Origin of the sequence: Burkholderia sp. MSMB1588 (assembly GCF_001546925.1) — a bacterium.
Taxonomy (GTDB): Bacteria; Pseudomonadota; Gammaproteobacteria; order Burkholderiales; family Burkholderiaceae; genus Burkholderia; species Burkholderia humptydooensis.
The window spans coordinates 2,688,887-2,714,482 of record NZ_CM003770.1; the positions used below are offsets into that span (position 1 = coordinate 2,688,887).

At 68.4% G+C, this 25,596-nt stretch carries 28 protein-coding genes and 1 pseudogene; 10 read left to right on the forward strand and 19 right to left on the reverse strand.

What is annotated here, in order from left to right:
• Positions 1-84: 84 nt before the first annotated feature.
• On the reverse strand, positions 85-291 hold the full coding sequence (locus WS92_RS11145) for a hypothetical protein (protein ID WP_006027670.1): 207 nt from the start codon (positions 289-291) through the stop codon (positions 85-87).
• 47 nt (positions 292-338) lie between these two features.
• On the opposite strand from WS92_RS11145, the gene WS92_RS11150 reads away from it, so the two are divergent.
• Positions 339-1,736 carry an MFS transporter gene (locus WS92_RS11150; protein WP_009914584.1) on the forward strand — a complete coding sequence of 466 codons (1,398 nt, stop codon included), beginning with the start codon at positions 339-341 and terminating at the stop codon, positions 1,734-1,736.
• 364 nt (positions 1,737-2,100) lie between these two features.
• Here WS92_RS11150 and WS92_RS11155 read toward each other — a convergent pair whose 3' ends face one another.
• Positions 2,101-2,649: an ISAs1 family transposase gene (locus WS92_RS11155; protein ID WP_061083842.1), complete on the reverse strand. Its 549-nt coding sequence runs from the start codon at positions 2,647-2,649 to the stop codon at positions 2,101-2,103.
• A 277-nt stretch (positions 2,650-2,926) separates the two neighbouring features.
• Here WS92_RS11155 and WS92_RS11160 point away from each other — a divergent pair, with 277 nt between their 5' ends.
• Positions 2,927-4,156: a winged helix-turn-helix domain-containing protein gene (locus WS92_RS11160; protein ID WP_059931660.1), complete on the forward strand. Its 1,230-nt coding sequence runs from the start codon at positions 2,927-2,929 to the stop codon at positions 4,154-4,156.
• A 43-nt stretch (positions 4,157-4,199) separates the two neighbouring features.
• Here WS92_RS11160 and WS92_RS11165 read toward each other — a convergent pair whose 3' ends face one another.
• The 7 genes from WS92_RS11165 to ftrA form a co-directional block, all read right to left on the reverse strand.
• Positions 4,200-4,418, reverse strand: coding sequence for a DUF1653 domain-containing protein (locus WS92_RS11165; RefSeq protein WP_059931658.1), 219 nt, complete (start codon positions 4,416-4,418; stop codon positions 4,200-4,202).
• Positions 4,419-4,491: 73 nt separating this feature from the next.
• A complete protein-coding gene (locus WS92_RS11170) occupies positions 4,492-4,929 on the reverse strand; it encodes a GNAT family N-acetyltransferase (RefSeq protein ID WP_059931656.1) in 438 nt (145 codons plus the stop codon).
• Positions 4,930-5,031: 102 nt separating this feature from the next.
• Positions 5,032-7,230 carry an NHL repeat-containing protein gene (locus WS92_RS11175; RefSeq protein ID WP_059931654.1) on the reverse strand — a complete coding sequence of 733 codons (2,199 nt, stop codon included), beginning with the start codon at positions 7,228-7,230 and terminating at the stop codon, positions 5,032-5,034.
• Between the two features lie 369 nt (positions 7,231-7,599).
• Positions 7,600-8,178: an NnrU family protein gene (locus WS92_RS11180; RefSeq protein ID WP_059931686.1), complete on the reverse strand. Its 579-nt coding sequence runs from the start codon at positions 8,176-8,178 to the stop codon at positions 7,600-7,602.
• Positions 8,179-8,511: 333 nt separating this feature from the next.
• Positions 8,512-8,856, reverse strand: a complete 345-nt coding sequence (locus WS92_RS11185; protein ID WP_059931684.1) for a TfoX/Sxy family protein — start codon at positions 8,854-8,856, stop codon at positions 8,512-8,514.
• A gap of 109 nt (positions 8,857-8,965) precedes the next feature.
• Positions 8,966-10,417 (reverse strand): M20 family metallopeptidase, encoded by a 1,452-nt coding sequence (locus WS92_RS11190; RefSeq protein ID WP_059931652.1) that lies wholly within the window; start codon positions 10,415-10,417, stop codon positions 8,966-8,968.
• A 283-nt stretch (positions 10,418-10,700) separates the two neighbouring features.
• Complete coding sequence (ftrA, locus tag WS92_RS11195) at positions 10,701-11,657, reverse strand: transcriptional regulator FtrA (protein WP_059931650.1); 957 nt, start codon at positions 11,655-11,657, stop codon at positions 10,701-10,703.
• A 121-nt stretch (positions 11,658-11,778) separates the two neighbouring features.
• On the opposite strand from ftrA, the gene WS92_RS11200 reads away from it, so the two are divergent.
• Together WS92_RS11200 and WS92_RS11205 are read left to right on the forward strand one after the other, a co-directional pair.
• On the forward strand, positions 11,779-12,180 hold the full coding sequence (locus WS92_RS11200; RefSeq protein WP_006027680.1) for a rhodanese-like domain-containing protein: 402 nt from the start codon (positions 11,779-11,781) through the stop codon (positions 12,178-12,180).
• Positions 12,181-12,336: 156 nt separating this feature from the next.
• Positions 12,337-12,663, forward strand: coding sequence for a superinfection immunity protein (locus WS92_RS11205; RefSeq protein WP_006027681.1), 327 nt, complete (start codon positions 12,337-12,339; stop codon positions 12,661-12,663).
• 89 nt (positions 12,664-12,752) lie between these two features.
• On the opposite strand, the gene WS92_RS11210 is transcribed toward WS92_RS11205, so the two are convergent.
• Both WS92_RS11210 and WS92_RS11215 read right to left on the reverse strand, forming a co-directional pair.
• On the reverse strand, positions 12,753-13,022 hold the full coding sequence (locus WS92_RS11210) for a YodC family protein (protein WP_009914577.1): 270 nt from the start codon (positions 13,020-13,022) through the stop codon (positions 12,753-12,755).
• A gap of 378 nt (positions 13,023-13,400) precedes the next feature.
• Positions 13,401-14,261 (reverse strand): MurR/RpiR family transcriptional regulator, encoded by an 861-nt coding sequence (locus tag WS92_RS11215; RefSeq protein WP_015603620.1) that lies wholly within the window; start codon positions 14,259-14,261, stop codon positions 13,401-13,403.
• A gap of 190 nt (positions 14,262-14,451) precedes the next feature.
• Here WS92_RS11215 and WS92_RS11220 point away from each other — a divergent pair, with 190 nt between their 5' ends.
• Both WS92_RS11220 and WS92_RS11225 read left to right on the forward strand, forming a co-directional pair.
• Positions 14,452-15,114 (forward strand): response regulator, encoded by a 663-nt coding sequence (locus WS92_RS11220; protein WP_059931648.1) that lies wholly within the window; start codon positions 14,452-14,454, stop codon positions 15,112-15,114.
• Positions 15,111-16,490 carry an ATP-binding protein gene (locus WS92_RS11225; protein WP_059931646.1) on the forward strand — a complete coding sequence of 460 codons (1,380 nt, stop codon included), beginning with the start codon at positions 15,111-15,113 and terminating at the stop codon, positions 16,488-16,490. The genes WS92_RS11220 and WS92_RS11225 overlap by 4 nt, the downstream gene beginning before the upstream one ends.
• A gap of 432 nt (positions 16,491-16,922) precedes the next feature.
• On the opposite strand, the gene WS92_RS11230 is transcribed toward WS92_RS11225, so the two are convergent.
• From WS92_RS11230 to WS92_RS11240, 3 genes are all read right to left on the reverse strand, one after another.
• Positions 16,923-17,633, reverse strand: coding sequence for a DUF899 family protein (locus WS92_RS11230; protein WP_006027687.1), 711 nt, complete (start codon positions 17,631-17,633; stop codon positions 16,923-16,925).
• A gap of 40 nt (positions 17,634-17,673) precedes the next feature.
• On the reverse strand, positions 17,674-18,333 hold the full coding sequence (locus WS92_RS11235) for a glutathione S-transferase family protein (protein ID WP_006027688.1): 660 nt from the start codon (positions 18,331-18,333) through the stop codon (positions 17,674-17,676).
• Between the two features lie 83 nt (positions 18,334-18,416).
• Positions 18,417-18,893: a VOC family protein gene (locus tag WS92_RS11240; protein WP_059931644.1), complete on the reverse strand. Its 477-nt coding sequence runs from the start codon at positions 18,891-18,893 to the stop codon at positions 18,417-18,419.
• A gap of 87 nt (positions 18,894-18,980) precedes the next feature.
• Here WS92_RS11240 and WS92_RS35740 point away from each other — a divergent pair, with 87 nt between their 5' ends.
• The gene (locus WS92_RS35740; RefSeq protein ID WP_156442995.1) at positions 18,981-19,145 is read left to right on the forward strand and encodes a hypothetical protein; all 165 of its coding nucleotides are present in this window, start codon (positions 18,981-18,983) and stop codon (positions 19,143-19,145) included.
• A gap of 57 nt (positions 19,146-19,202) precedes the next feature.
• Here WS92_RS35740 and WS92_RS11245 read toward each other — a convergent pair whose 3' ends face one another.
• The 5 genes and pseudogenes from WS92_RS11245 to WS92_RS11265 all read right to left on the reverse strand — a co-directional run.
• Positions 19,203-19,466, reverse strand: coding sequence for a hypothetical protein (locus tag WS92_RS11245; protein WP_015604016.1), 264 nt, complete (start codon positions 19,464-19,466; stop codon positions 19,203-19,205).
• Positions 19,467-19,561: 95 nt separating this feature from the next.
• Complete coding sequence (locus WS92_RS11250; RefSeq protein ID WP_015603929.1) at positions 19,562-21,844, reverse strand: amylo-alpha-1,6-glucosidase; 2,283 nt, start codon at positions 21,842-21,844, stop codon at positions 19,562-19,564.
• An 87-nt stretch (positions 21,845-21,931) separates the two neighbouring features.
• On the reverse strand, positions 21,932-22,522 hold the full coding sequence (locus tag WS92_RS11255) for an HD domain-containing protein (RefSeq protein ID WP_059931642.1): 591 nt from the start codon (positions 22,520-22,522) through the stop codon (positions 21,932-21,934).
• 262 nt (positions 22,523-22,784) lie between these two features.
• Positions 22,785-23,339, reverse strand: a complete 555-nt coding sequence (locus tag WS92_RS11260; protein ID WP_059931640.1) for a helix-turn-helix domain-containing protein — start codon at positions 23,337-23,339, stop codon at positions 22,785-22,787.
• A 266-nt stretch (positions 23,340-23,605) separates the two neighbouring features.
• Positions 23,606-24,072 (reverse strand): annotated as a pseudogene (locus WS92_RS11265) (autotransporter outer membrane beta-barrel domain-containing protein); the annotation flags it as partial.
• 98 nt (positions 24,073-24,170) lie between these two features.
• Here WS92_RS11265 and WS92_RS35745 point away from each other — a divergent pair.
• From WS92_RS35745 to WS92_RS11275, 3 genes are all read left to right on the forward strand, one after another.
• A complete protein-coding gene (locus WS92_RS35745; RefSeq protein ID WP_156442994.1) occupies positions 24,171-24,326 on the forward strand; it encodes a hypothetical protein in 156 nt (51 codons plus the stop codon).
• 255 nt (positions 24,327-24,581) lie between these two features.
• A complete protein-coding gene (locus WS92_RS11270; RefSeq protein WP_231755927.1) occupies positions 24,582-25,136 on the forward strand; it encodes a hypothetical protein in 555 nt (184 codons plus the stop codon).
• Positions 25,133-25,576, forward strand: a complete 444-nt coding sequence (locus WS92_RS11275; protein WP_059931636.1) for a hypothetical protein — start codon at positions 25,133-25,135, stop codon at positions 25,574-25,576. The genes WS92_RS11270 and WS92_RS11275 overlap by 4 nt, the downstream gene beginning before the upstream one ends.
• Positions 25,577-25,596 lie beyond the last annotated feature (20 nt).

The following is a 25,596-nucleotide window of genomic DNA, read 5'->3' on the forward strand; positions in this document are numbered from 1 at the left end:
GGTCTCCTGCTCGCGCGGGCCCGGCGCGTCGCGGCGTTTGTCTGTGGTATGCCGCGGCGGGCAGATTCGCACGAAAACCGGCGCTCAGGCAAGCGGTTCTTCGCACATGACGCGCAAATAGCCGTGCGCCGCGTGCAGCACGCGCGCTTCAAGCGCGGGCGCGCTGGTTTCGCTGCGCTCGTCCGCCGCGTCGACGATGCCTTTCGCGATCGCCGGCAGGTCTCGCGCCGCGACGGCCGGCTCTCCGAACGGCGACGCGCGGCGACAACACACCGTTGCGCGCGCAAGCATGCTGCAACAATCGATGCAATAATGGCATCTTTACGCGCGTCGTTGCCATGCCGTCTGCCATCTACGCTTTCATCGCACCGCTGATCGTCGCTTGCGCGTTGTTCATGGAGAGCGTAGACGCCAACATCATCGTCACGGCGCTGCCCGCGATGGCGCGCGACTTCGGGCAGAGCCCCGTCACGCTGAACATCGCGATCACGAGCTACGTCGTCGGCCTCGGCGTGTTCATCCCGATCTGCGGATGGCTCGCCGACCGCTTCGGCGCGCGCACCGTGTTCCGCACCGCGATCGGCATCTTCGTCGCGGGCTCGCTGCTGTGCGCGGCGTCGAACAATCTCGAGATCTTCACGTTCGCGCGCTTCGTGCAAGGCGTAGGCGGCGCGATGATGGTGCCCGTCGGGCGCATCATCATCTTCCGCGCCGTGCCGCGCTCGGAGCTCGTGCGCGCGATGAACTACCTGAGCGTGCCCGCGCTCTTCGGGCCCGCGGCCGGGCCGCTCCTCGGCGGCTTCATCACGACGTACCTGCACTGGCGGCTGATCTTCTTCATCAACGTGCCGATCGGCATCCTCGGCATCTATCTCGCGAACAGGCACATCGCGAACACGCACGAGCTCGATCCCGGCCCGCTCGACTGGTTCGGCTTCGTGCTGTCCGCCGCCGGCGCGGCGCTCTTGCTGATGGGCCTCACGCTGCTCGACGGCGCGCTCGTCACGCGCGGCGCCGCGCTCGCGATGGGCGCGACGGGCGCGGCGCTCCTCGGCGGCTACGTGCTGTATGCGCGGCGCGTCGAGCGGCCGGTGCTCGATCTGCGCTTCCTGCGCATCCCCACCTACCACGCGAGCGTCGTCGGCGGCTCGCTGTTCCGGATCGGCCTCGGCGCGGTGCCGTTCCTGCTGCCGCTCGCGCTGCAGGAAGGGCTCGGCATGAGCGCGTTCCATTCCGGCGCGATCACCTGCGCGTCGGCCGTCGGCGGCGCGTTCACGCGGATGCTCGCGCCGCGCACGCTCAAGCGCTTCGGCTTCCGGACGGTGCTGATGTACAACGCGGCGTTCGCCGGGCTCGCGATCGCCGCGTACGGCGTGTTCCATCCCGGCATGTCGACGCTCGCGATCTGGCTCATCGTGCTCGTCGGCGGCATTTTTCCGTCGCTGCAGTTCACGAGCCTCAATTCGATGATCTACGCGGAGATCGCCTCGCGCGACGCGGGCCGCGCGACGAGCCTCGGCAGCGTCGTCCAGCAGATGTCGCTCGGCCTCGGCGTGACGGTCGCGGCGCTCGTGCTGCACGTGTCGCATTGGGCGCAGGGACATCCGACGATGGTCTGGTCGGACTTCTGGCCGGCGTTCGTCGTGGTCGGCCTGTGTTCGTTCGCGTCGATTCCGATCACGCGGCGGCTGGCGCCGAACGCGGGCGACGAGGTAGCGCGCGGCAAGCGAAGCTGAAGCGGGCCGCGCGGCCGAAGCGATCAGGAAAACGAAGCAAGTGGAGAAGCGGGCGGGACGCGACGTGCGCCGCCGGCTGGAATCGAATGGCCGGCCGGGATTGGGCCGCCGAAAATCCGTCGTTCCAAAAAAATCGGCGGACATCCACTCGGGGCCGGCTGAAAGCCGCATGGATGTCCGCTTGAACTGCCCGGCCGCCTCGACGGGGGTGAGGCGTCCGGACTCGCTCCCTGCGTGCCATAGAGGTATCGTGCGTCGGAAGCAGAGTGCTTGTTTCGATGAGACTATAAGGAAACTTCCGAGAGACTTCTGTCAACGATTGTCAGACGCCCGCGCGGCAACCAGGGCAATCGCATGAAGGTCCTTACCAGCCAAGGAGTTGAGCCCGGTAGTTGTCGCTGGTGGCGGCCTTGAGTCGACGGATTTTGAGGCCGGCCTTGGTCTGAGTATCTTTGCGCAGCAGGTTCATCGTGATGCGCCGCAGGATGGCAAAGTTCTGCGCCGCATTCTCGACCCGCACCCGGCACTGGTCTTCACCGAATGCCACGTCGAGCGCCCAGTGCATCGAATTCTCGATGCCCCAGTGGGAACGCACGGCGTGCGCCACGCGCACCGCATCGGGCGGTAGGCTCGTCACGTAATACCGGCGTTCAACCGACACCGTGCCGCCGATCTCGCGTGTGGCCTCGACCATTGCGATCGAGCGCATGCCCGGCCACAGCGCCGCCGCGCGCCATGTGCTCACCACGTCGCTGACGAGGCAGCGACGCGTTTCGATCCGGCCGTGGTCCTTTTCGACGGCTCGATGCTCATTCGAACAGTCCCAGCGCTCGCCGGGCGGAAGACGGTCGAGCGCGTCGAGCGTTGTGCGAATCTCCACGAGCAGCGTCGGCTGGTTCTCCTTGACCGCCAACAATCGTCGGCCGGCGTCCGGCTACGCGGATCGCGCAACTCGCCGAACGCGTCTTCGATGCTCAAGGCTTGCGTTTCCGTCATCTGATGCCTCCGCAAAAGATGGTAGTAAACGCTTGATTCGCCTCGGTTTACAACCCCGCTCGTCACTCCTTGATTGTTAACGCCCATTCATGCGATTGCCCTGGCGGGGCAACGCTTCGCCGCGCGCAGCGCGCCGGGCCGATTCGCGCTACAGTGGCGCATCCGTTTCTCGTGCGCCCTTTCCCCCGCCGCTCGTGTCCGCCCCGCTCTCGATCGCCTCCGCCCGCGCGCTGCACCTCGCCGCGCAGGGCCTCTTGACGCCGCCCCGCCGCAAGGCGGTCAAGGCCGACGTGCTCGTCGCCATCCGCCGGATGGCCCAACTGCAGATCGACACGATCCACGTCGTCGCGCGCAGCCCGTATCTCGTGCTGTTCAGCCGGCTCGGCGCGTATGCGCCGCAATGGCTCGACGAGCATCTCGCCGACGCGGAACTGTTCGAATACTGGTCGCATGAAGCGTGCTTCCTGCCGATCGAGGACTTCGGGCTGATGCGCCACACGATGCTCAACCCCGTCGGCATGGGCTGGAAATACGCGGCCGAATGGCACGCGAAGCATCGCGGCGCAATCGACGCGCTGCTCGCGCACATCCGCGCGAACGGCCCCGTGCGCTCCGCCGATTTCGCGCGCGGCGCCGGCAAGGGCAACGGCTGGTGGGACTGGAAGCCCGAGAAGCGGCATCTCGAAGTGCTGTTCTCGACCGGGCAATTGATGGTCGCCGAGCGGCGCAACTTCCAGCGCGTCTACGACGTTGCCGAGCGCGTGCTGCCGGGCTGGGACGACGCGCGCGACCTGCCGCCGCGCGAAACGGTGCTGCCTCGCCTCGTCGACAACACCTGCCGCGCGCTCGGCATCGTCCGCGCGGACTGGATCGCCGACTATTACCGGCTGCCGAAGCGCTCGTATCGCGACGATTTGCATGCGCTCGCGGACACGGGCGAGCTGCTGCCCGTCGCGGTGGATGGCTGGAGCGCCGACGCGTTCGTGCATCGCGAGCTCGCGCCGCTCGTCGACGCCGCGCGCGACGGCGCGCTGCGCCCAACGGTCACGACGCTGCTGTCGCCGTTCGATCCGGTCGTCTGGGACCGGCGGCGCGCCTCGACGCTGTTCGACTTCGATTACACGATCGAGTGCTACACGCCCGCGCACAAGCGACGCTACGGCTACTTCTGCCTGCCGATCCTGCACCGCGGGCGGCTCGTCGGCCGCGTCGACGCGAAGGCGCATCGCGCGCAGCGCGTGTTCGAGCTGAAGGCCGTGCACATCGAGCCGGGCGTGCGGATCGGCACGGGGCTCGCGGCCGATGTGGGACGCGCGATCCGCAAGCTCGCCGACTGGCACGAAACGCCCGTCGTCGAGGTCGGCCGCGCGCCGAAGGAGATCGCGCGGGCGATCGGGGCGGATCGACTCGCCGGGCTAGGGTAAGGGCCGCGGGCGGGAGCGGGCGCGGGCGCCCGTTCGCGCTCGCTCAATCGCCCAGCTTGCGAAAACGCGGCGCGCCGTCGGCAAGCGTCTCGTCGAACATCGCCGCGGGGCGCACCCAGAGGCTGCGCTCCTTCGGCCACAACTGCTCGTAGACGACGAGCCGCTCCTCCGTCTCCGAATGCCGCGCGACGCCGATCACGCGATACAGCCCGCCCTTGTAATGACGATGCGTCGCGATGCGTTCGGCTTCCTGCTCGGTCATATGCGCTCCATGAAAATCGACGAGCGCGTATTGTATGCGCGGCGCGCCCGGCGCAGCGCGCACCCGCTTTCGGCTACGCGTAGACGCCGGGCCGATGCAGTTCCATCCAGCGCTCCGGATGCGAGGGCGCCGTGAAGCCGACCGGGCGATACAGCGCGTGCGCGTCGCTCGTGACGAGCGCGACGCGGCGCAGCGCGCGCACCGCGTCCTGCGCGAACACGTGGTCGATCAGCGCGCGGCCGTAGCCTTTGCCGCGCTGCTCGCGCAGCACGAACACGTCGCACAGGTAGGCGAACGTCGCGTGATCGGTGACGAGACGCGCGAAACCGACGAGCCGCCCGTCGAGATACGCGCCGAAGCACAGCGATCCGGCGATCGCCCGCTCGACCACGTCGCGCGGAATGCCCTTCGACCAGTGCGCCTCGTCGCGCAGGAAGGCGTGGATCGTGTCGATGTCGAGTTCGGCCTTGTCGGCCGAAAAACGCAGCGCGGACGTCGATGAGATAGGCACGGCAGGGCTCCGAATACAAAACGCCGATGGCGAATGTTTCGGACGATAACGCGAAGCGGCGGCGTTCAACAAGAGGCGCGGCAACGCCCGCGCCGCGCCGCGTCAAGGCGTCCACCGATACATCAGCAGCTTCGCACGCGCGTCGTCCTCGACGAGCACGACGTATTCGCCGGTCGGCCGCTGGAACGCGCTGATCCCGAGATAGACGTCGACCCAGCCGCTCGTGCCGCCGACGTCGGCGCCCGGCGTCATATAGCCGGCGAGCACGCCCGTGCGCGCGTCGTAGACGTCGATCTTCGCGGTGTACAGCTCGGCGACGAACACGTAATTGCCCGCGACCGCGAAGCCGACCGTCGTGCGCTGCGGATTCGCGCTCATGTCCCACGGCAGCGTGATCGCATAGCGCAGCTCGGGCGCGCCCGAGCGCCAGTTGTCGTAACGGGCGAGCACGCGCCCCTGCTCCTTCCAGTGCGCCGGATCGTAAGGCAGCGCCGGCGTGAAGCCCGCGACGTACATCGCGTCGCTGTCCGGCTGGTACGACACGCGCGCGATCCGGTTGAACGGCGCCGGCATCGCGAACATCTGCGCGCTCGCGTAATCGTAGATCGGGTTGCCGTGTGCATCGAAGCCCTGGAACGGCAGCCGGCGAATGCCGCTCACGAGCGAGCCGAGCCACACGTCGCCAGCCGCGTCGACCCACCAGAAGCCGTTCTGCATCGTGTTGCCGGTAGCCGGATTCGCGACGATCTCGCTCGCGTCGACCTTGCCGTTGCCGTTCGCGTCGCGCCACATCCATTCGCCGTATGCGGGCTGCCCGGCGGGCCACGTACCCGGTATCGGGTTCTGCGACAGGAGGCCCGCCGGAATCGCGATCTGCCCTTGCGTCGCGGTGTCGAAGCGATAGACGCTCAGATAGTGGGAATACATGTCGATCGTGTACAGCAGCCGGCGGCCGCCGACCCGCCGCAGCATCGGCTCGCCGCGCACGCCCTTCGGCAGATGGAACGCGGGATCGTCGGGAAAGCCGAAGCGGTCGAGCGTGAACGCCGCGTAGCGCCAGTCCTGGCCGGGCGGCTTCGTATAGTCGATCGCGAAGCGCTTCGAGCCGGTGAACACCTGGTTCGGCTCGTCGGGATCGATCGAGCCGCCGTCGACGAACAGCAGCCCGTCCAGCCGCCAGTTCAGCGTCCGGCTCGCATACGCGTAGCTCTCGAGCACCGCGCCTTCGCCCGTCAGCGCCGAGCCCGGCGCGCGCGGCCCGAAGCCGTTCTGCGATACGTACAGATTGCCGCCGCGATCGAAGCCGATGCCGGTCGGCCCGTTGAAGCGCCAGTCGCCGGGCGCGCCCTTGACTGCATGGAAGATGCCCGAGCGCGTGCCGAGCATGCCCGACAGCACCGGCACGCCGGCCGGCTTCGCGTAGACGTAGATCTGCTGCGACGGGCCGCTGTCGGCGATCAGCAGTTGCCCCGACGGCGAGATCGCGAGATCGGCGGGCAGCACGCCCGGCGGCAGCGCGGCGAGCGACGGCAGCGCGGCGCCCGACGCCGTGTAATGCGCGATCGCGCGACCGGCCGCCGCCGCGTAGCCTTCGATCACCCACAGCGAGCCGTCCGCGTCGACCGCGATGCGGCCCGGCTGGTTCGCGCACCAACTGCGCAACTGGCGCATCGTGTTCGCGTCGTAGACCACGATCAGGTTCGACGCCGTGTTCGCGACGTACAATTCGTGGTCGGTCGCCGCGATGCCGCGCACGCTGCCGTCGACGCCCGAAGGCGACACGTTCACGCGCAGGAAGCTGTTCTTCGCCGGATTCCAGCTATTGCCGATGCCGCTCGCGAACGGCGCGCCGATCTTGATGCTGGAAAGCGGCCGCCGCGTGAGGCCGTACCACGTCTGGCCCTTCGGCGGAAAATCGGCGCCGGAAAGCAAGCCGTTTTCGTTGCTGATCGACATCGCCGCGTACAGGTAGGCGCCGTTGACGGCGATGGCGTCGCCGCCGTGACTGCCCCAGCCGTGCGTCCAGCCGGCCACCGCGACGCGATCGCCGCCGCGGTAGGCACTGACCTCCGCGCCGCTCTCGTCCCACGGCGCGTTCGCATAGACGGTGCCGTCGGGCGCGATCGCGATCGCCTCGATGTTCTGCTGCACCCATTTGCCGTCGCCGAAGCCGAACGTGTTGCCGATCCACGACGTCGTGTAGGTGAGCGGGGTCTGCGCGCCGGCGTCCGCCGGCCGCAAGCACAGCAGCGATGCGGCGAGCATCGCCGCGAAACCGTTCAGCAAGCGGGGCGCTTTCATGCGTCACTCCTTGGCTGCGTGGCGGGCAGCATCGAAGCAAACGTAGTCGCTGAAAATGAGGAAGACGAGAATTAAAAAAATCGAAAACAAATAGGCGATTCAAAAAGTCGTGCGCCGAGACATTCGTCCGTTTCGATTTTCGATACACCAGCATCCATTGCACCGCTTCGTGACCGGGTACTGCGCCAGACTGGTGCCCAAGCCTTTCTCCATCAGGCTTTCCATCTCGCGCACCGTCATCAATCATTCAATTTCCGAACGCGAATTTTTCGAACTCTTGATTTCGAATCGCTCAAAACCGATCGCCTTGTTTTCGCGCCGTCCGCGAAACAGCGGCCGCATCGCGCCGCTGCGCCGCCGCCCGCGCCGTCACGCGAACGGGCGCACGCCGATCAGCCATCCGTGCAGCACGAACGCGAACAGCGCCCACGCGACGAGGCCCACGACGATCGCGATGCCGTCGCGCGCGAGCGAGCCCGCCGGATAGCGAACGCCGTCGCGCCGATCGCGCGCGCGCGACGCGATGAAGTCGACGAACGCCCATACGAAGAACGCGGCGAACAGCAGCTCCGCATGCAGCGTGCCGTTCGCGAGCAGATGCGCGCCCGCCCACACCATCACGCCCGCGAGCATCGGATGGCCGACGAGCGCCTTGATCCGCGTGCCCGGCACGTAAGCCGCCACGAGCAGCACGAACGCGATCGCGGTCAGGAGCCCCGTCAGATGCCGGATGCCGACCGGCGGAAACCACAGCGACGCCATGTCCGCGCGCGCGAGCCCGTAGCCCCAGACGATCAGCGCGAATCCGGCCACCGACGCGAGCGCATACATCCCCTTCCAGCGCTGCTCGCCGAGCGCCGCGATCCGCGCGGCGCGCCAATCGCCCGCGACCAGCCGAATCGAATGCGTACCCAGGAAGATCACCAAACCGAGAATCAGGACGAGCATGGACATGTCTCCAGTTGGGGAAATCTTGTTGTCGGTCGAACCGGCATACGCTGCCGCCGTGCATCGTACACCTCGCGCCGCGCGCGTTTGCATCCTCCATACCGTCGTGCGCCGTCTGCGCCGCACGCTTCGCGATCGCGCGCTCGACGGCACGCTTGCAACGCCCACGCAACGGCGCAAGCGACCGATGCGCGCGGTCTTGCGCTCAGGCAGTCTCACACGCGCACGACGCCGCCCCAGCCGCTGCCTTCGGCTTCACCCACACGCCATCGCGCACACCGTACACCATTGCGCGCGCGGGCGCGCATCGCGCGGCGGCGTGCCGCAGCCTCGCTACGCCCGCTTCGCGCGACGCGCCGCGCGATACGCATCGCGGCACCAGTCGCGCAGCATGCCGACGTCTTCGAGCACGTCGGCGGGCGTCTCGTAATAGCCGCCGACGACGACCGTGCGCGTGCGCCCCGGATACGAGAACGGCCGCATGCCCGCGCGCTCGAACGCCGCGCGGTTGTCGTCGTCGACGCGCAGGAACAGCGATCCCGCATGAACGAAGCCGAACAGCACGCCGTCGAGCCTGAGCGACGCGCCGCTGAAGAAGCGCGCGACGCCGATCGGCCCGAGCGCGTCGAGTTGCTCGGCAAGTTCGTCCGCGCGCAGTTTTTCCGCTTTCCAGTTCATCGCAGCCCGCGCCATCGCGCCGCGCGTGAGCGAACGTCCACGGCCGCGCCGCCGGATGCGCGCGGCGATGCAGCCGTCACCGGAAGAGAAGGACGAATCGACACGCACATCAATGCGCGGCGGCGATCACGTCGGCCACCGCGGCCGTCAGCTTCTTCGCGTATGGCACGTGCAGGAACTCGTTCGGCCCGTGCGCGTTCGATTTCGGGCCGAGCACGCCGCACACCATGAATTGCGCGGACGGGAAGCCTTCGTGCAGCACGTTCATCAGCGGGATCGTGCCGCCGAGGCCCATGTACGCGCAGCCGGCGCCGAAGTGCCGGCGCGACGCGTCGTCGAGCGCCGCGCCGAGCCACGGCGCGACGTCCGGCGCATTCCAGCCGGTCGCCGCCCCCGCTTCGGGCTGGAACGTGACCTTCGCGTTGTACGGCGGATCGAGCTCGAGCAGCGCCTTCAGCCGCTGCACCGCCTGCGCGGCGTCGACGAGCGGCGGCAGCCGCAGCGAGAGCTTGAACGCGGTGCGCGGCCGCAGCACATTGCCCGCGTTCTCGAGCGCGGGCAGGCCCTGCGCGCCCGTGACGGACAGCGACGGCCGCCACGTCGAATCGAGGAGCGCCTCGCGCGGATCGGTCGTCGTCGGCAGCACCGGCTTGCCGTCCTGCCCGCACGCCCACGGCAGCCCCTTCCACACGGCGTCGCCGAGAATCGACGCGGCCGCTTCGGTCTCGCGCAGGCGGCTCGCCGGCACCTCGCAATGGAACGACGAGGGCAGCAGATTGCCGGTCGCCGCATCCTCGAGCCGCTCGAACAGTTGGCGCATCACGCGGAAGCTCGACGGCGCGATCCCGCCGTACACGCCCGAATGCACGCCCTCTTCGAGCACCTCGACCTGCAGGTCGCCCGACACGAGCCCGCGCAGCGACGTCGTGAGCCAAAGCTGATCGTAATTGCCCGCGCCCGAATCGAGGCACACGACGAGGCTCACGTCGCCGAGCCGCGCGCGCAGCGCGTCGACGTACGGCAGCAGATCGTAGCTGCCCGACTCCTCGCAGGTCTCGATGAGGCCGACGCAGCGCGGCCGCCCGATGCCCTGCGCGTCGAGCGCGCCGAGCGCCGCGAGGCTCGCGTAGATCGCATAGCCGTCGTCCGCGCCGCCGCGGCCGTACAGCTTGCCGCCCTCGAACTTCGGCGTCCACGGGCCGAGATCGGCGCGCCAGCCGTCGAATTCGGGCTGCTTGTCGAGATGGCCGTACAGCAGGATCGTGTCGGCGCTGCCCGCGCGCGTCGCCGGCGTCTCGAAGAAGATCACCGGCGTGCGGCCGGCGAGCCGCACGATCTCGACCTTCAGCCCCTTCACCGGCTGCCGCTCGGCCCACTGCGCGGCATCGACGGCAACGCGTTCGATATAGCCGTGCTTCGCCCAGTCGGGATCGAACGCGGGGCTTTTTGCGGGCACCGCGATGTAGTCGGTCAGCGCGTGCAGGATCTCGTCGTTCCATTTGCGTTCGATGAAATCGGCGAGGCGGTCGTGATCGATGGCGGATGCAATGGCGGTGGTCATGGCGCGTAGCAGACGAGCGGTCTGACGGATGTGAAGTGGCGATGATAGCGCCGATGCGGGCGGTTACGCACGCGTCGAAAAAGCGACCGGCGTTGTGCGATGCAACTCGAGCAGGCGCTCGCTGCGCCGGGGACGCGTGCTCATCGAGTGCGTATGGGCAGCGCGCACGTTCGCGACATGCGCGTCCGCGACATGCGCGTCCCCGCAACATACACGACCACGGCACGCGACGCCGTCACGGGCCCCGCCGCGTTGCGCGTCACACACCGCGCATCGACACACATCAACCCACATCGAAACTGCGGCGATACGCGGTCGGACTCGTCGCCGCGATGCGCCTGAAATGCCGGCGCAGCGACTCCTCCGAGCCGAACCCCGCGAGCGCGGCGACGCGCGCCACGGGCAGCGCGGGGTCACGCTCGATCATCTCCTTCGCGAGCCCGATCCGCTCGCGGATCAGCCACTCGTACGGGCCGAGCCCTGTCGCATCACGAAACTGCCGCTGCAGCGTGCGAGGACTCATCGCCGCGCGCGCGGCGAGCGTCGCGAGCGTGTGCGGCTGACTCGCATGCTCGCGCATCCAGTCGATCAGCTTCGCGAGCCGGTCGCCGCCGACGCTCGGCAACGGCCGCGGCACGAACTGCGCCTGGCCGCCGTCGCGATGCGGCGGCAGCACGAGCCGCTGCGCGACGCGATTCGCGATCGCGCTGCCGTGATCGCGGCGCACGAGATGCATCAGCATGTCGAGGCCCGCCGCCGAGCCCGCCGACGTGACGATCCGCCCTTCGTCGACGTAGAGCGCATCGGGATTCACGCGCAGCGACGGGTAGCGCGCCTGCAGACGCCCGGCGTAACGCCAGTGCGTCGTGACGGCCGCGCCGTCGAGCACGCCCGCCGCGGCAAGCACGAACACGCCCGAGCAGATCGAGCACAGCCGCGCGCCGCGCCGATGGGCGCCGCGGATCTTCTTGAGCAGCGGCTCGGGCGGCGTTTCGTCCGGATCGCGCCAGCCGGGAATCACGATCGTGTCCGCGCGATCCATCAGCGCGAGCCGATACGGCGCCTCGACCTTGATGCCGCCCGCCGCGCGCACGGGCCCCGGCTCGCTCGCGCAGACCGCGAAGCGATACCAGTCGACGCCGAGCTCCGGCCGCGGCAGCGCGAACAGTTCGACGACGCAGCCGAATTCGAAGGTGCAGAGCCGATCGTAGGCGAGCGCGACGACAAGATGATTGTGCATGGCGCGATGTTACCGGAAGTTGTCGATCGCGCCACTGTCGCACCGCGCGGGCGCCCCGGATACTGAGCGCTCGTCCGCAGCCGCCCCCCGGCCGCCGCGTTCCGACCCGAGGAGAACCGACATGTCCCACGTCACCGAGATTCCCGCCGCCGACAGCGCCGCCGCCGTCGCCCATTTCGCCGCATCGCTCGCCTTCGAGACCGATTGCTGGGACGTGCACGACGCGCTCGCGTCCGGCGCGCCCGACTTCGTGCTGCTCGACGTGCGCAGCGCCGAGCATTATGCGGCCGCGCACGTGCCCGGCGCGCTCAGCCTGCCGCATCGAAAGATCATTGAAAGCAAGTTGTCCGAATTTGCGCGCGACACGTGCTTTGTCGTCTATTGCGCCGGCCCGCACTGCAACGGCGCGGCGCGCGCGGCGCTCAGGCTCGCGCGCCTCGGCCGGCCGGTGAAGCTGATGCTCGGCGGCGTGACGGGCTGGCTCGACGAAGGATTCGCGCTCACGCGCGGCAACGGCGTGTAACGCCAAGCAAGACAGCATAAGGCAGCGAAAGGCGACGAACGATCCGTTACGAAACCGCAACAATTTGTTGTCAGCACACCCGGAGGAAAAGCGCGACAATGAAATCTATTGCATGTGCGACGTCAAGTCGCACCGCAGCAAGGACGGAGAAGCGCCATGCAGATGGAAATCCTGATTCAGGTTGTCGGCTCGGTCGTCGCGATCGCGCTCTACTTTCTTCCGGCGACCGTCGCCGATCGCCGCCATCGCCACGACAGGCTGACGGTCGCGCTGTTCAACGCGCTGTTCGGCTGGACGGGAATCGGCTGGCTGCTGACGCTGTACTGGGCGCTGCAGCCGGACGCGCCCGCCGATTTCGTCAGCGACGTGCGGCTCAAGCGCCGTGCGGTCAGCATGAAAACGTTCTCGACGGGCCTCGTCGAACGCGTGCAGCGGCGAATTGCCGCGCAGGAGCAGTGGGCCGAAAAGCAAGGCACGCGCTGAGCCCCCGAACGGATACGCGGCGCATCGTCAGACTGTCACACGCTTGCGATCTGCCTGACAAATCCTTTACGTCGAACGCGTGATCGACGTCACGCCTGCATGCCGCCGCGCACCGACAGCGAGCGCATCCGCGCGAGCCCCGCCGAAATCGTCCGCGGCTCGAGCACGACGGTCTCGTTCGAGAACATCTCCTGGCGAAACTCGCCGTGTTCGTCGAACCATTGGCAGATCACCCACTCGCCCGCGTCGAACACGACCGGGCCGGCATACGTCACCGTCATCCGCGGACCGCCTGTCTTGAGCGTCACGACATCGCCGATCCGGAACGAAGTGGTATGCGTATCACGGTAAGTCGTCATGGTGGCCTTTTCTCGGAAATGATTTATTTATTCATTTTTCCGGATCTTCGATCCGGCTATTTGTTCATCTCCCGCAGATTAGCAATCGGCGGAATGACCGGCAAGTCACCATTAAAATTTTTTCGGATTCGAGTTAATAAGTCGCAGCATCGTTACGGCCCTTTGGCCGCTCCCGGGCGCGTCGGAACAGCCTCCGAAGCGGCGCGCGGCCCAGTTTCATTTGCGCCGCAACAATTGCCGCCGGTCTAAATCGGCGCATCGATGCGTGGAAACGTTTCCAATTGCAAGACGTTTTATATTCAAATTCGCCGCAAGAAATCGATGCACTCCGGATATTGCAACGCGAAAGACTTTTGCAATCCGCGCGCGGGCCGCGCGTCAGACGACGTAGGCGCCCTTCGCGTGCAGTTCGGCCTCGGCCTGTTCGAGCGCCGCGATCGCCTCGCCGCCCTCGAGCGCGAGCAACTGCGCGACGAGCGCCTCCACGAGCGCGTGCGCGGCGACGAGCGACGGGAAGAACGACGGGCTGTCGTGCGTGAAGATCAGTTGCGCGTCCGCGTGCAGCGCGATCGGCGACACCGCGCTGTCGGTGATCGCGACGATCTTGCCGCCGTGCGCGCGCGCCGCCTGCGCGACGCGCGTCGCTTCGGCCGAATACGGCGCGAAGCTGACGACCACGGTCACGCTGTTCTTCGCGATGGTCCGCAGCTCCATGTCGAGCGAGCCCGCGATGCCCGTGAGCAGCGACACCGTGGGCCGGAACAGCCGATAGCCGTAGACGAACCCGAACGCGACCGGATAGCACGATCGAAAACCGGCGACGTGCACGTGCGCGGCCTTGCGGATCAGCTTCGCCGCATCGGCGAGCGCCTGCGCATTCTGCGCGGCGCTCGCCTCGAGATTGTGCCGCTGCGCGGCGAGCAGATCGGCCGCGAGCGACGCCTTCGCATTCGGCTTCACGAGCGAGCGGGCGCGCTGCGTGAGCGGCTGCGGCCGCGTGCGCACGCGCGCGACGAACAGGTCGCGCAGCTCGTTCCAGCCCGGAAAGCCGAACTGCTGCGCGAGCCGCACGAGCGACGCCGGCTGCACGTTCGCGCGCTGCGCGACCTTGCGCATCGACGAGACGGCCACCTCGTCGGGATGATCGAGCAGGAACGCGGCGCCCACCTGGAATTGCGGGCTCAGCTCGGAAAATTGCGCCCGGATCAGGGACGCGAGTTCGTCGAAATCGGCGGGCATCGTGATCGCTAAAAAAGTCGATCGGACATGGTATCACCCGCCTCGCGCAGCCGATGGCTCCGACGCCGCGCCGCTTCCAAAGCCCGTTCACGCTCATGGGCGGGCTTTAAGCCGCCGCTAAGCCTCCACCGCTTATCATTCCCGCAAGCGGCCCGCACACGCGCGCCGCGCTCTGACGGAATCACGGAACATGCGCGTATTGCTCGTCGAAGACGATCCGCTCATCGGCAGCGGGCTCGAACAGGGACTGAAACAGGAAGGCTTCGCGGTCGACTGGGTGCAGAACGGCGACGCGGCGACGCTCGCGCTGCGCACGACCTCGTATGGGCTGCTGCTGCTCGATCTCGGCCTGCCCGACAAGGACGGCCTCGCGGTGCTCGCCGCGCTGCGCCGCCGCGACGACGCGCTGCCCGTGATCGTCGTCACCGCGCGCGACGCGCTGCCCGACCGGATCGCCGGCCTCGACTGCGGCGCCGACGATTACCTCGTCAAGCCGTTCGCGCTCGAAGAGTTGCTCGCGCGCATCCGCGCGGTGAACCGACGCCAGGCCGGACGCGCGCAGACGGTGCTCGCGGTCGGCGCGCTGCGGCTCGATCCGGCGCGCCATCAGGTGTGGCGCGGCGACGAGGAAGTCGCGCTGTCGCCGAAGGAATTCGTGCTGCTGCACGAGCTGATGCGCGAGCCGGGCGCGGTGATCTCGCGCGAGCAGTTCGAGGAGCGGCTGTACAGTTGGGGCGAGGAAATCGAAAGCAATGCGGTGCAGGTCCATATCCACAACCTGCGCAAGAAGCTCGGCCACGACACGATCCTCACGGTGCGCGGCGTCGGCTACCGGATCGGAGACGGCGCATGACGGGCGTGCGCGGCTTCGCGCGGCGCCTGAACGCGTCGCTGCGCGGGCGGCTGCTGATGTGGCTGCTGCCCGCCGCGTGCGTCGTCGGCGTGCTCGCGAGCACGGGCACCTATTGGGGCGCGCTGCGCGAGCTCGACGATCTGCTCGACGACCAGATGCGCAGCATGTCGAAGCAGATTCAGGTCGACGACGCGGGCAAGCTGTCGATCGAAGGACGCGACAGGCTCGGCAAGCGCCATCCGGCCGACTACGATTCCGACGACGTGCTGCTGCAGGTGTGGCGCGGCGGCAAGCTCGAATTCACGACCGATCCGGCCACGCAACTGCCGCCGCCCGATGCGGCCGGCTTCGTGACGCTCGACGCGGGCGGCCAGCGCTGGCACACCTACGTGCGCGAGAGCGCGGGCACGACGATCCGCGTCGCGCAGCCGCGCCAGGCGCGCTGGGCGGCGATCGCGGGCATCGCCGTGCATCTGCTGTGGCCGGTGCTGTCGCTGCTGCCGCTGCTCGCGATCGGGCTGTGGCTCGGCATCGGCTACGGGCTGCGGCCGCTCGGCGCGATCGCCGCGGGCCTGAAGCGCCGTCATGCGAATCGCCTCGATTCGCTCGACATCACGACCGTGCCGACCGAGGCGCAGCCGCTCGCCTCCGAGATCAACGATCTGCTCGCGCGGCTCGATCGCTCGTTCACGCTGCAGCGCAATTTCATCGCGGACGCCGCGCACGAGCTGCGCACGCCGATCATGGGCCTGTCGATCCAGACGCAATTGCTGCAGCGCACGGCGAGCGCCGACGAACGCGCGCGCATCCTCGCGCAAATCCAGGCCGGCACGACGCGGCTGTCGCATCTCGCCGAGCAGTTGCTGACGCTCGCGCGCCTCGAGCCCGACGCGCAATCGGCGCCGTTCGCCGAGCTTGACCTCGCCGCGCTCGGCCGCTCGGTGGTCGCCGAGCGCGCGCGCATCGCGCTCGCGCAGCACGTCGATCTCGGCGCGGTCGGCACGGCGCCCGTGCGCGTGGCCGGCAACGCGGACACGCTGCGCGTGCTGCTCAACAATCTCGTCGACAACGCGATCCGCTATGCGGGGGCCGGCGCGCGCGTCGACGTCGAAGCGCGCGTCGACGCCGACGGCGCGCCGGCGCTCCAAGTGCGCGACAACGGCCCCGGCATTCCGGCTGCCGATCGCGAGCGTGTGTGGGAGCGCTTCTATCGCGGCGGCGGCGCGCAACTCGCGTCGGCGTCGGGCAGCGGGCTTGGGCTGTCGATCGTCAAGCGCATCGCCGAGCAGCATCACGCGGACGTATCGCTCGGGACCGGCGCCGACGGGCGCGGGCTGACGGTCACGGTGCGCTTCGGCGCGACGCGGCGGGCATGACCGGCGCGGCGGCGCGGCGCTTGCGCGCACGCCGTCCGGGATCGATCGCGCTCGACGAGCGCCGTCGTTTTCCACATTTTTTGTGGTCAAGCTTGTGGACATCCTGAGCATCCGTCGTCCAACCCATTGATCCAACGGCATTTTCCCGGAACCGCCAAAAATGCGGCATCGCAGCGGAAATCGGCTCGCCGCGCGCACGCCGGACCTTCTCCATCCTCGAATCGTCCGGCGACGCCCCCTCGCAACGACAACTATCCACAACCTGTTTTCGACGTGAGGGTTTTCCACAGTTTTTGTGCGCAAGCTTGTGGATATCTCGTGCCGATGCGCGCCAAGCAATTGATCCATCGAGGCTTTTCCGAAATCCTCGTATCTTCGGCACAAAGCCCGCGCATGCGCCGGCCGCCGCATCCTCGACGTCGCGCCTCGCCGTCAATCCGGATAGTCGAGCGACGGATACCAGTCGACGCCGCGCCCTTCGGGCGTCATGTCGAGGATCGTCCACAGCGGCATCGGGTCGGGCGCGCCGCGCGGGTCCTGCCCCGGGTCGGCGCTCCAGCCGCCCATCTCGCCGCTCCAGAAGTGGCGGATCGTGCCGTCGCGGCGCGTGAATACGTTGATCGCCGGCTCTTCGCCGCCGTCGGCGCCGATCGCGTGATAGTCGCGGCTGTAGCGGCCGTCGAGATCGCAATACAGCTTCAGGTCGCGCCAGCCGCGCTCGCGCTTGAACGCGACGAGCCGCTCGAGCGGCGAGCGCGCGACGACCGCGAGCGCGACGCGCTGCTCAAGGTCGCGCGCCTCGCCGTTCCACGCGCCGAGCAGCGACGTGCACATCGGACACGGCCGCTCGCGCTGCGGTCCGAACATGTAGCTGTAGACGACGAGCGTCTGCTTGCCGCCGAACAGTTGGGCGAAATCGCACGGGCCGCGCTCGCCTTCGAAGCGATAGCCGCCCGTCACTTCGCCGCCCGGCGGCAGCGTGCGCCGCAGCGCGGCGACCCGCTCGACGCGCCGGCGCAGCTCGATCTCCTCGACGAGCAGCGCGTCGCGCGCGCGGCGATACGCATCGCTTTCGTTCGGCCATCGGGTCGTGTTGCGCTTCACGAGCTCGGCGGCCGGTGTCAGCATCGAATGCTCCGTCATGTCTGCCTCCTGTCGATCGAACGGCCGGGGCCTGTTCCCGCTAATCCCGGTCGGGCGCGCCGAGCGGGAACAGGTGCCGGTACGGACGCGCTTCGTCGACCGCCCGCGCGAACGACGGGCGCGCGAGCAGCCGCTTGCGATACGCGATCACGCGCTGCAGCGACGGATCGATCGGATGCGTCCAGTCCGCATAGAACAGCGACGGCGCGGCCGAGCAGTCGGCCAGGCTGAACGCGTCGCCCGCCGCCCAGCCGCGGCCCGCGAGCGTGCGCTCGAGCCACGTGTACGACGTGTCGAGCATCCGCCGCGCATCGGCCACGCCGCGCGCGTCGCGCTCGGCTGGCGGCCGCAGCGCGTCGAACACGATCTTCTGCAGCGGCGTCGACACGTAGCAGTCGAAGAAGCGGTCCATCATCCGCACGTCGAGCGCCGCGCCGGCGTCGGCGGGCAGCAGCCGCACCGGCGCCGGACGACGCAGGCCGAGGTATTCGATGAGGATCGTCGACTCGACGATCGTGCGATCACCGTCGACGATCATCGGCATGTGCTTGAGCGGCCACCGCGCGGCGAACTCGGCGCTCGCCTCGGGCGTGTCGCCCGCGAGCAGGCGCCATTCGAACGGCACGTCGTACTCGTACAGCGCGATCAGCACCTTCTGGCAATACAGCGAAAACGGGTGCCCGTAGAACTTCAGGCTCATTGCGTTCCTCCTCGATTGACGCGGCGCGCACGACACGCGCGCGCCTCATGCCGATGCCCGGCCGCCGCCCGCGCACCGCGCGCTCACTGCGCGGGCGGCGCGCAGTTCTCCATCCCTTCGCGGATCTGCTCGGGGGGCAAGTCGCGCTTGTGCGTCGCGACCGACCAGCGGTGGCCGAACGGGTCTTCGAGCTGGCCATAGCGGTCGCCCCAGAACATGTCGGCCGGCGGCATCGTCAGCTTCGCGCCCGCCTCCACCGCGCGCGCGATCACCGCGTCGACATCCGGCACGTACAGATGGATGAACACCGGCGAGCCCTTCAGGGCCTTCGGGCCGAGCGCGCCGCAGTGCGCCATTTCGTCGACGAGCATCAGCGTCGAATCGCCGATCCTGACGGCCGCATGCATCAGCCGGCCGGCATCGCGCGACGGCAGCCGCGTGATCTCGACGGCGTCGAACGCCTTCTTGTAGAACTCGATCGCGGCGGCCGCGCCGTCGCAAATCAGATGAGGGGTCAGCGAATGCATCCCCTCGGGGATCGGTTTGACTGCGGTAGGCATGATCGCGGCTCCTTGGCTTCGAATGGGTTCATCGACCGAGCGCGCCGCACGCGCGGAGACGCTCTATCGCCACGACGAACGAATCCCGTGGAAATCGACATGCATCGCAAATTTTTTTGGGAAGGCGGCGATCGCCGGCGGCGGCTGCCGATGAAAGAAGGTGGACGGCTGCGCGCATCCGGGCGCCGGTTATCAACAATTTCTGTCGACAAACATGTGGATATCCTGCGCACGCGTGCGCCAAGCCGTTGAAACGACAGCACTTTCCGCACCGCGGCAAAGAACGGACAGCGCGCCGCCCGTGCCGCGTCAGCGGTTGTCGAGATTCGCCTTCAGCTCGTTCGCCTTGTCGCGCAGCGCCTCGTAGCCGGAGCGCGCGTGCTCGGGCAGGTCCGGATCGCCGACGAGCGCGCCGAGCGTCTCGATCAGGCTGAACAGGATGCCCTTCGCCGCGCCGGCCGCGATGCTCCGCGACTGGATCGATTCGTGCAGATGGTCGACGGCCGCCTCGAGTTGCTCGAGCTTCGGATCGTCGTCGTGCGGGCGGGCGTCGCCCGGCTTCTGGTTCGTCATGGTGATGGCCTCCGATATCGGTTCGTTGCGAATCGTCGATCGATGCCGTCATTGTATGGCGCGCCGCGCGCGGCCGACGCGAGCGAGCGCAATCTTTACAGCACCGCGACGACGCGCGCGCCGCCCGGCTCGGCCGCCGCGACCACCTGCCCTTCGACGCGCCGGAACGTGAGCGATACGCTCTCGTCGCCGACGCGCAGATCGTCGACGCGCAGCCAGTCGACGCCTTCCGGCAGTTCCGGCCGCTCGACGCGCACCTCGCCGCGCGCCGCGTCGACCGAGATGCCGAGGCACGCCTGCAGCATCATGAACGGCGCGCCCGCCGCCCACGCCTGCGGCAGGCACGCGACCGGATACGCGGTCGGCGGCTCGCCGCGCCGGCGCGGAAAGCCGCAGAAGAGCTCGGGCAGCCGCATGTCGAAGCTCACGGCCGCCTCGAACAGCGCGCGCAACAGATCGAGCACCGAGCGCTTGTCGCCGTAGCGCGCGAGGCCGCGCGCGGCGAGCGCGTTGTCGTGCGGCCAGATCGAGCCGTTGTGATACGCCATCGGATTGAAGCGCGGCTGCCCGGCCGCGAGCGTGCGCACGCCCCAGCCGGTACGGAACAGCGTCGAGCCGAGCACGCGCGCGACCGATTCGCCGCGGCTCTGCTCGGGCAGGCCGAACGCGAGCAGATGCGCGGCGTTCGACGCGAGCACGCGGCACAGCTCGCCGTGGCCGTCCACCGCGATTCCGTAGAAGCCCGCCTCCGGCATCCAGAACAGCGACTCGACCTGCTCGCGCAGCGACTTCGCGCGTTGCGCGTAGCGCACGATGCCGGCCGCGTGGCCGCGCCGGCGCGAGAACGTCGCCATCGCGTCGAGCGCCGCGCACGCGTATGCCTGCACTTCGACGAGCGCGATCGGCCCGATCGGAAAGCGGCCGTCCGCATGGAACACCGAATCCTGGCTGTCCTTCCAGCCCTGGTTCGCGAGCCCGCGCGCGGACGTGCGCTGGTAGTCGAGCAGCCCGCGCGGGTTGCGCTCGCACACGCTCATCACCCATTGCGCGGCGCGTTCGAGCGCGGGCCACAGCTCGTCGATCAGCGATTCGTCGCCGGTGTGCTCGAGATACGCGCCCGCGAGCACGACGAACAGCGGCGTGGTATCGACGCCGCCGTAGTACAGCGCGAACGGCACTTCGCCCGTGGCCGCCATCTCGCTCTTGCGGAACTCGTGCATGATCTTGCCCGGCTCGGCGTCGCGAAACGCCGACGTCTCGCGCGCCTGGTGCTCGGCGAGAAAGCGCAGCACGCCGCGCGCGAGCGACGGCTGCAGCCACAGCATCTGCAGCGACGTGATCACCGCGTCGCGGCCGAACGGCGTCGAGAACCACGGGATGCCCGCGTACGGATACGGGCCGGTTTCGAGCGACGTCGTCAACAGGCCCAGGTCGGCGAGCGAGCGGTCGAGCCAGGCGTTGAACAGCGGATTGCTCGTGTGCACGCGCGCGATCGTGCGGCGGCGCTCGCGCATCGCGCGGTGCACATCGGCGAGCGCCTTGCGCAGCGCGCCGCGCCCCGTGGCGACGCACGGCTGCTGCGCGAACGCGTCGCCGCCCGCGTGCGCGGCGCCGACGCACGCCTCGACCGTCAGATACAGCGACACGCACGCCTGCGCGGCGATCGTCAGCGTGTAGTCGGCGCGATCGACGGCGAGCGTGTCGGGCGGCGGCTCGAAGCCGATCCGCACGCTGCGCTCGACCGCGTCGAGCCCGTCGTAGCGCAGCCGCACCGCGCCCGCCTCGACGCACGGCGGCGCGATCGCGCCGCGCCGCTCGCGCCGCGAGCCGCGCACTTCGAACATGTCCTTGAAGTCCGCGCCGAACGACACCGACAGCGGCACCTCGGCGTCGCTCGTGCCGTAGTTCGTCAGCGTGAGCGCCTCGTGGAGCACGTTGTCGGAAAGCACGCGCATCCGCTCGATGTGAATCACGCCCTCGGGCGTCTCGCGGCCGCCGAGCGGCGGCAGCGGGCGGTTCGTCAGATGCGCGGTGAACGACGCGTTGTCCGCGCTCGTCGTGCCGGACAGCAGCGACGGCGCGCGGCCGCCGAACGTGAGCCGCCATTGCGACAGCACGCGCATGTCGTCGACGAACAGGCCGTCGTCGCGCCCGCCGATGTCGCCGAGCGTATCGCTCACGACGAACGCGTCGCCCGCCTTCAGCACGAACTGGCTGCCGCGCACGACCGTCTGCGCGTCGTGCTCGGGCGCGATGAACGCGGGCGTGGGCGGCGCCGGTTGCGGCGTTGCGGCGGGCGCAGATGAAGGCGCGGACGAGAGCGCGGGCGCGGCGGCCCGCGGCGCACGCGGGGAAGAAGGGTCGGCTTGCCTCGGCATCGGAACTCCTGGGCTGGGCTGGACGCGGCGCGCCGGGTGCGCCGCGTTTTCCGCACAGGATAGGACAGAACGCGCCGGGCGCGCCCGCTATCGCGCCGGCGGCTCGCCGCCCCGCGCGTCGATCCGGCTTCGCGTCTGCGCGTCGACGATCTCGCGCATCGCGCGAAACAGCGGCGCCGCGCTCGTGTAGCGGCGGCCGTACGTGAGGTTGAACGCGTAATCGAAATCGGGCGGGTTCTCGCCCTGGTTGTGCTGCAGGATCGTCTCGAGCTTGTCGAGCGCCTTCACCGCCTGCGCCTCCGGCGACGCCGCGCCCTCGTACTCGTCCCACAGCGACAGGATATCATCGCGCAGCGGCGCATCGGCCATGCGCGTGAGCACGAGCAGATCGGCGCGCTCGTGCGCGCGCTTGTCGCGATGCGCGCCGACGCAGATCGCCGGCACGTCGCCGCGCAACGCCTCGCCGAGATCGTGGATCACGCACATCTTCAGCACCTTCAGCATGTCGAGCCCGGGCAGCGCGTCGGCGAACGCGATCGCCATCAGGCACAGCCGCCAACTGTGCTCGGCGGTGCTCTCGGCGCGGCCCGTCGATGTGTGCGCGCTCCTCAGCACGCTTTTCAGGCGCTCCGCTTCGCGCAGGAAGTCGAGCCTCGCTTCGATCTCTTGAATGTTCATGACGATGTGACGGGATTGGGACGGCGCGCGATTCGGTGCGGCGGGCGCGACGGGCGAACCCAGGGCTCGCTCGCTGCGCGTCGCGCGATACGTCGCGTGGCGTTCCGGTGGACGATGCGGCCAGTCTACGGCGTGCGCCGACGCATCGTCCACGCATGAGTTATGCGCGCGGCGGGGGCGTGTGCGTCCGTGCGTCCGTGCATCCGAGCGCGCACGATCTGCGTGCGCTCGGACGCGCCGCCGACGACGCTTCGCGCGCGCGTCACATCGTCTCGACGAGGCGCGCTGCAGTACCGTCCGAGAGCAGCATGCGCGTCCACCGGCAGCGGCTCGCGCGAATCGGCACGACGTCCGAATCGTTGACGCCGCTCGCGAATTCCAGCGACGCGAACGTGACGCCGTCGTGCCAGCCCGCTCCGGCGAGCCGCGCTTCCTGCTCGGCGATCTCGGCCGTCGCGTAGCGCCACATCGAGCGGTTCATCAGGTCCGACAGCGGCACGCCGAACTCGGCCTCGCGCGCGGACGAGCAGGCGAGCAGGCAGTGCGTGAGGTCGCAGATCAGATGCACGGGGCGGCGGCTGTCGGCGACGAGCCGCGCGAGCGCGCGATCGCCCGCCGAATCGAGGCGCGCGGCGAGCCGCGCTTCGACGCGCACGCGCTCGGCGGGCGCCATCTGCTGGACGCCGGATTCCCAGCGCGAGATCGTCGATTGCGCGACGCCGAAGAGTTCGGCCGCGTGCGACTGCTTGATGCGGCGCATCAGGCGCCAGCGGCGCAGCGTGCTGCCGAGGGGCGAAGAAACGATCGAGTTCGGCATGGCGGCGGCTCTCGGACAGGCTCGGGATCGGATGCGTGAAAGACGGTTGACGATCGATGCGGCTCCGCGCGCGGCATGGGCCGGGCGGGAGCGCGGGCGAACGGCGCGTGACGCCTTTTCGTGCATCGTTGCAGCGGCGGAGCGATTCGCTATCGTCATGGCGGCCGCGGCGACGACGGCCTCGCAACGCAACAACAGTCACGCCGGCTTCGATCGACGTTCGTCGACGAACCGCGCCGACGAACCGCCATGTTAGCGCGTTCGCCCGCGCCGCCGTTGCCGGTGATCGTGCCCGTGCCGAGCGACGCATTGTTGCCGATGAGCGCGACGCCGCCCGACAGCGTCGCGTCCTGCGCGGTCGACGCGCCGCTGGTCGTCCACGCGCCGCTCGTCACGTCGAGATGATTGAAGTTGATGTAGTTGTTGACGGCAATCGCGCCCGTCGCCGGGCCGCCCGCCGCCTGCTGCAGCATGAGCGTGTTGTTGCCGCCCGCCGCGCTGACCGTCGAGCCCGTCATCGCGGTGAACGTGTTCGTGCTGTTCGTGCCCATCGACACGCTGCCGTCGATCGTTCCCGAGTTGACGAACGTGTTGCCCTCTACTCGGCCGTGCCGTTCGACTGGAACGCAATCCGCCCGGTGATCGTGCCGCTGTTGTTGAAATTGACCTGCCCGCCGCCGTATGCGGCGACGACGGGCGAATCCGGCCCGACCAGCGTCGCGCCAACGAGCGCGACGAACACGCCCATCGACTGCGCGGTTTTCGGATGATCGCGGGTCTTTCTGGAACGCGGGCAGTTCAAGTTGCCCCTTCCTTGTTATCGAAAAACAGATGTCGAAGGAAACTGCTTGGCACCGCATCCGGCCACATGTCGGTGGCCGGACACTTCAAAAAACGAAAAACGGAAAACCCGTGAAGACGCGAACGCTGCTCGATCAGGCGAACGGCATGGCGACTCCCCCTTATGGCGGCGACATCTCGAATTAGTCTAGTTAATGCGGATGACGACTTGTCGAAAGGCTATATCAAAGAATCGGGCCATGCAAAAATTGCATTCAAACCATGTTCATGGCTGACAAACAGCCAACTCGTTCACTTCTTAATTTTTTCCATTTCATTTCGCATCTCGAATAATGACTCATCACACCATTCCGATTGATCTGCCTCAACTCGGAAAGCCTGCCGTCCGACACGATGAAAGCGGAACCTGCCAAATGAACGGAGGCCATGATGGAAATTTCAATGAGGGATCTGCTGACCGTGCTGCACGGCATGGGCTTCGGTGCGCTGTTCATGCTCGCGTTTTCCGGCGCGATCGCCGAGGTCTACCGGATGTCCGCGCCGGGCGCGCCCGAGGTGCCCACGCCGCGCGAACATCGGCTGTTGATGATTTATCTGTCCGCGATGGTGATCCTCGCGTGGGCAACCGTGTTCTCCGGCGCATACGTCGTCTATCCGTGGTATCGCGCCGTGCCGCCCATCGGCCTGACCGATCTCGCGAACTACCCGCAACGCCTGTTGATGTCGAGCCGCAACACGTCGGGCTGGCACAGCCTCGGGATGGAGTGGAAGGAACATGTCGCGTGGCTCGCGCCGATCGCGATGACGATGGTCGCGTACGTATTCGGCAAGTATGGCCCCGCGCTCAGCCGGCAACGGCAGATTCGCAATGCCGTGCTGACGTTCACCGTCGTCGCGTTCGTCGCGACCGGCGTCGCGGGTGTATTCGGCGCGTTCCTGAACAAGTACGCGCCGGTTCGCGGCGGCACCGCCATCCATCTCATGACGGGAGAATGAACATGCCTACCTCGCATCCGCGCACTGCGACGCCGAACACGACCGGCGTCGACCAAAATCAGTCATCCGTATCAAGCGAGTCGACGGCCACGTCGCGCGCGAGCGCGCCCGCTTCCTCCGGCGCGCTGCCGAACGGCCCGGCCGCCGCCGCGATTCTCGCAGCGGGCATCGGCTGCTTCGCCGTCGGGCTCTTTGCGCTCGCCGGCGATGCATTCCGCCCGGTTGCGCATTTCTTCACGTTCTACAAGCCAACCGGGCCGCTCTCGGGCGTGACGACGAGCGCGATCGTCGTCTGGCTGCTGTCGTGGGTGGCGCTGTCGCGCCTGTGGAGCGCGAAATCGGTCGCGCTCGGCCGCGTGACGGCCGTCGCGTTCGTGCTGCTGACGTTCGGCATCCTGCTGACCTTCCCGCCGTTCATGGATCTGCTGCAGGGCAAGTAGCCGCACGCTTGCCGAAGGGA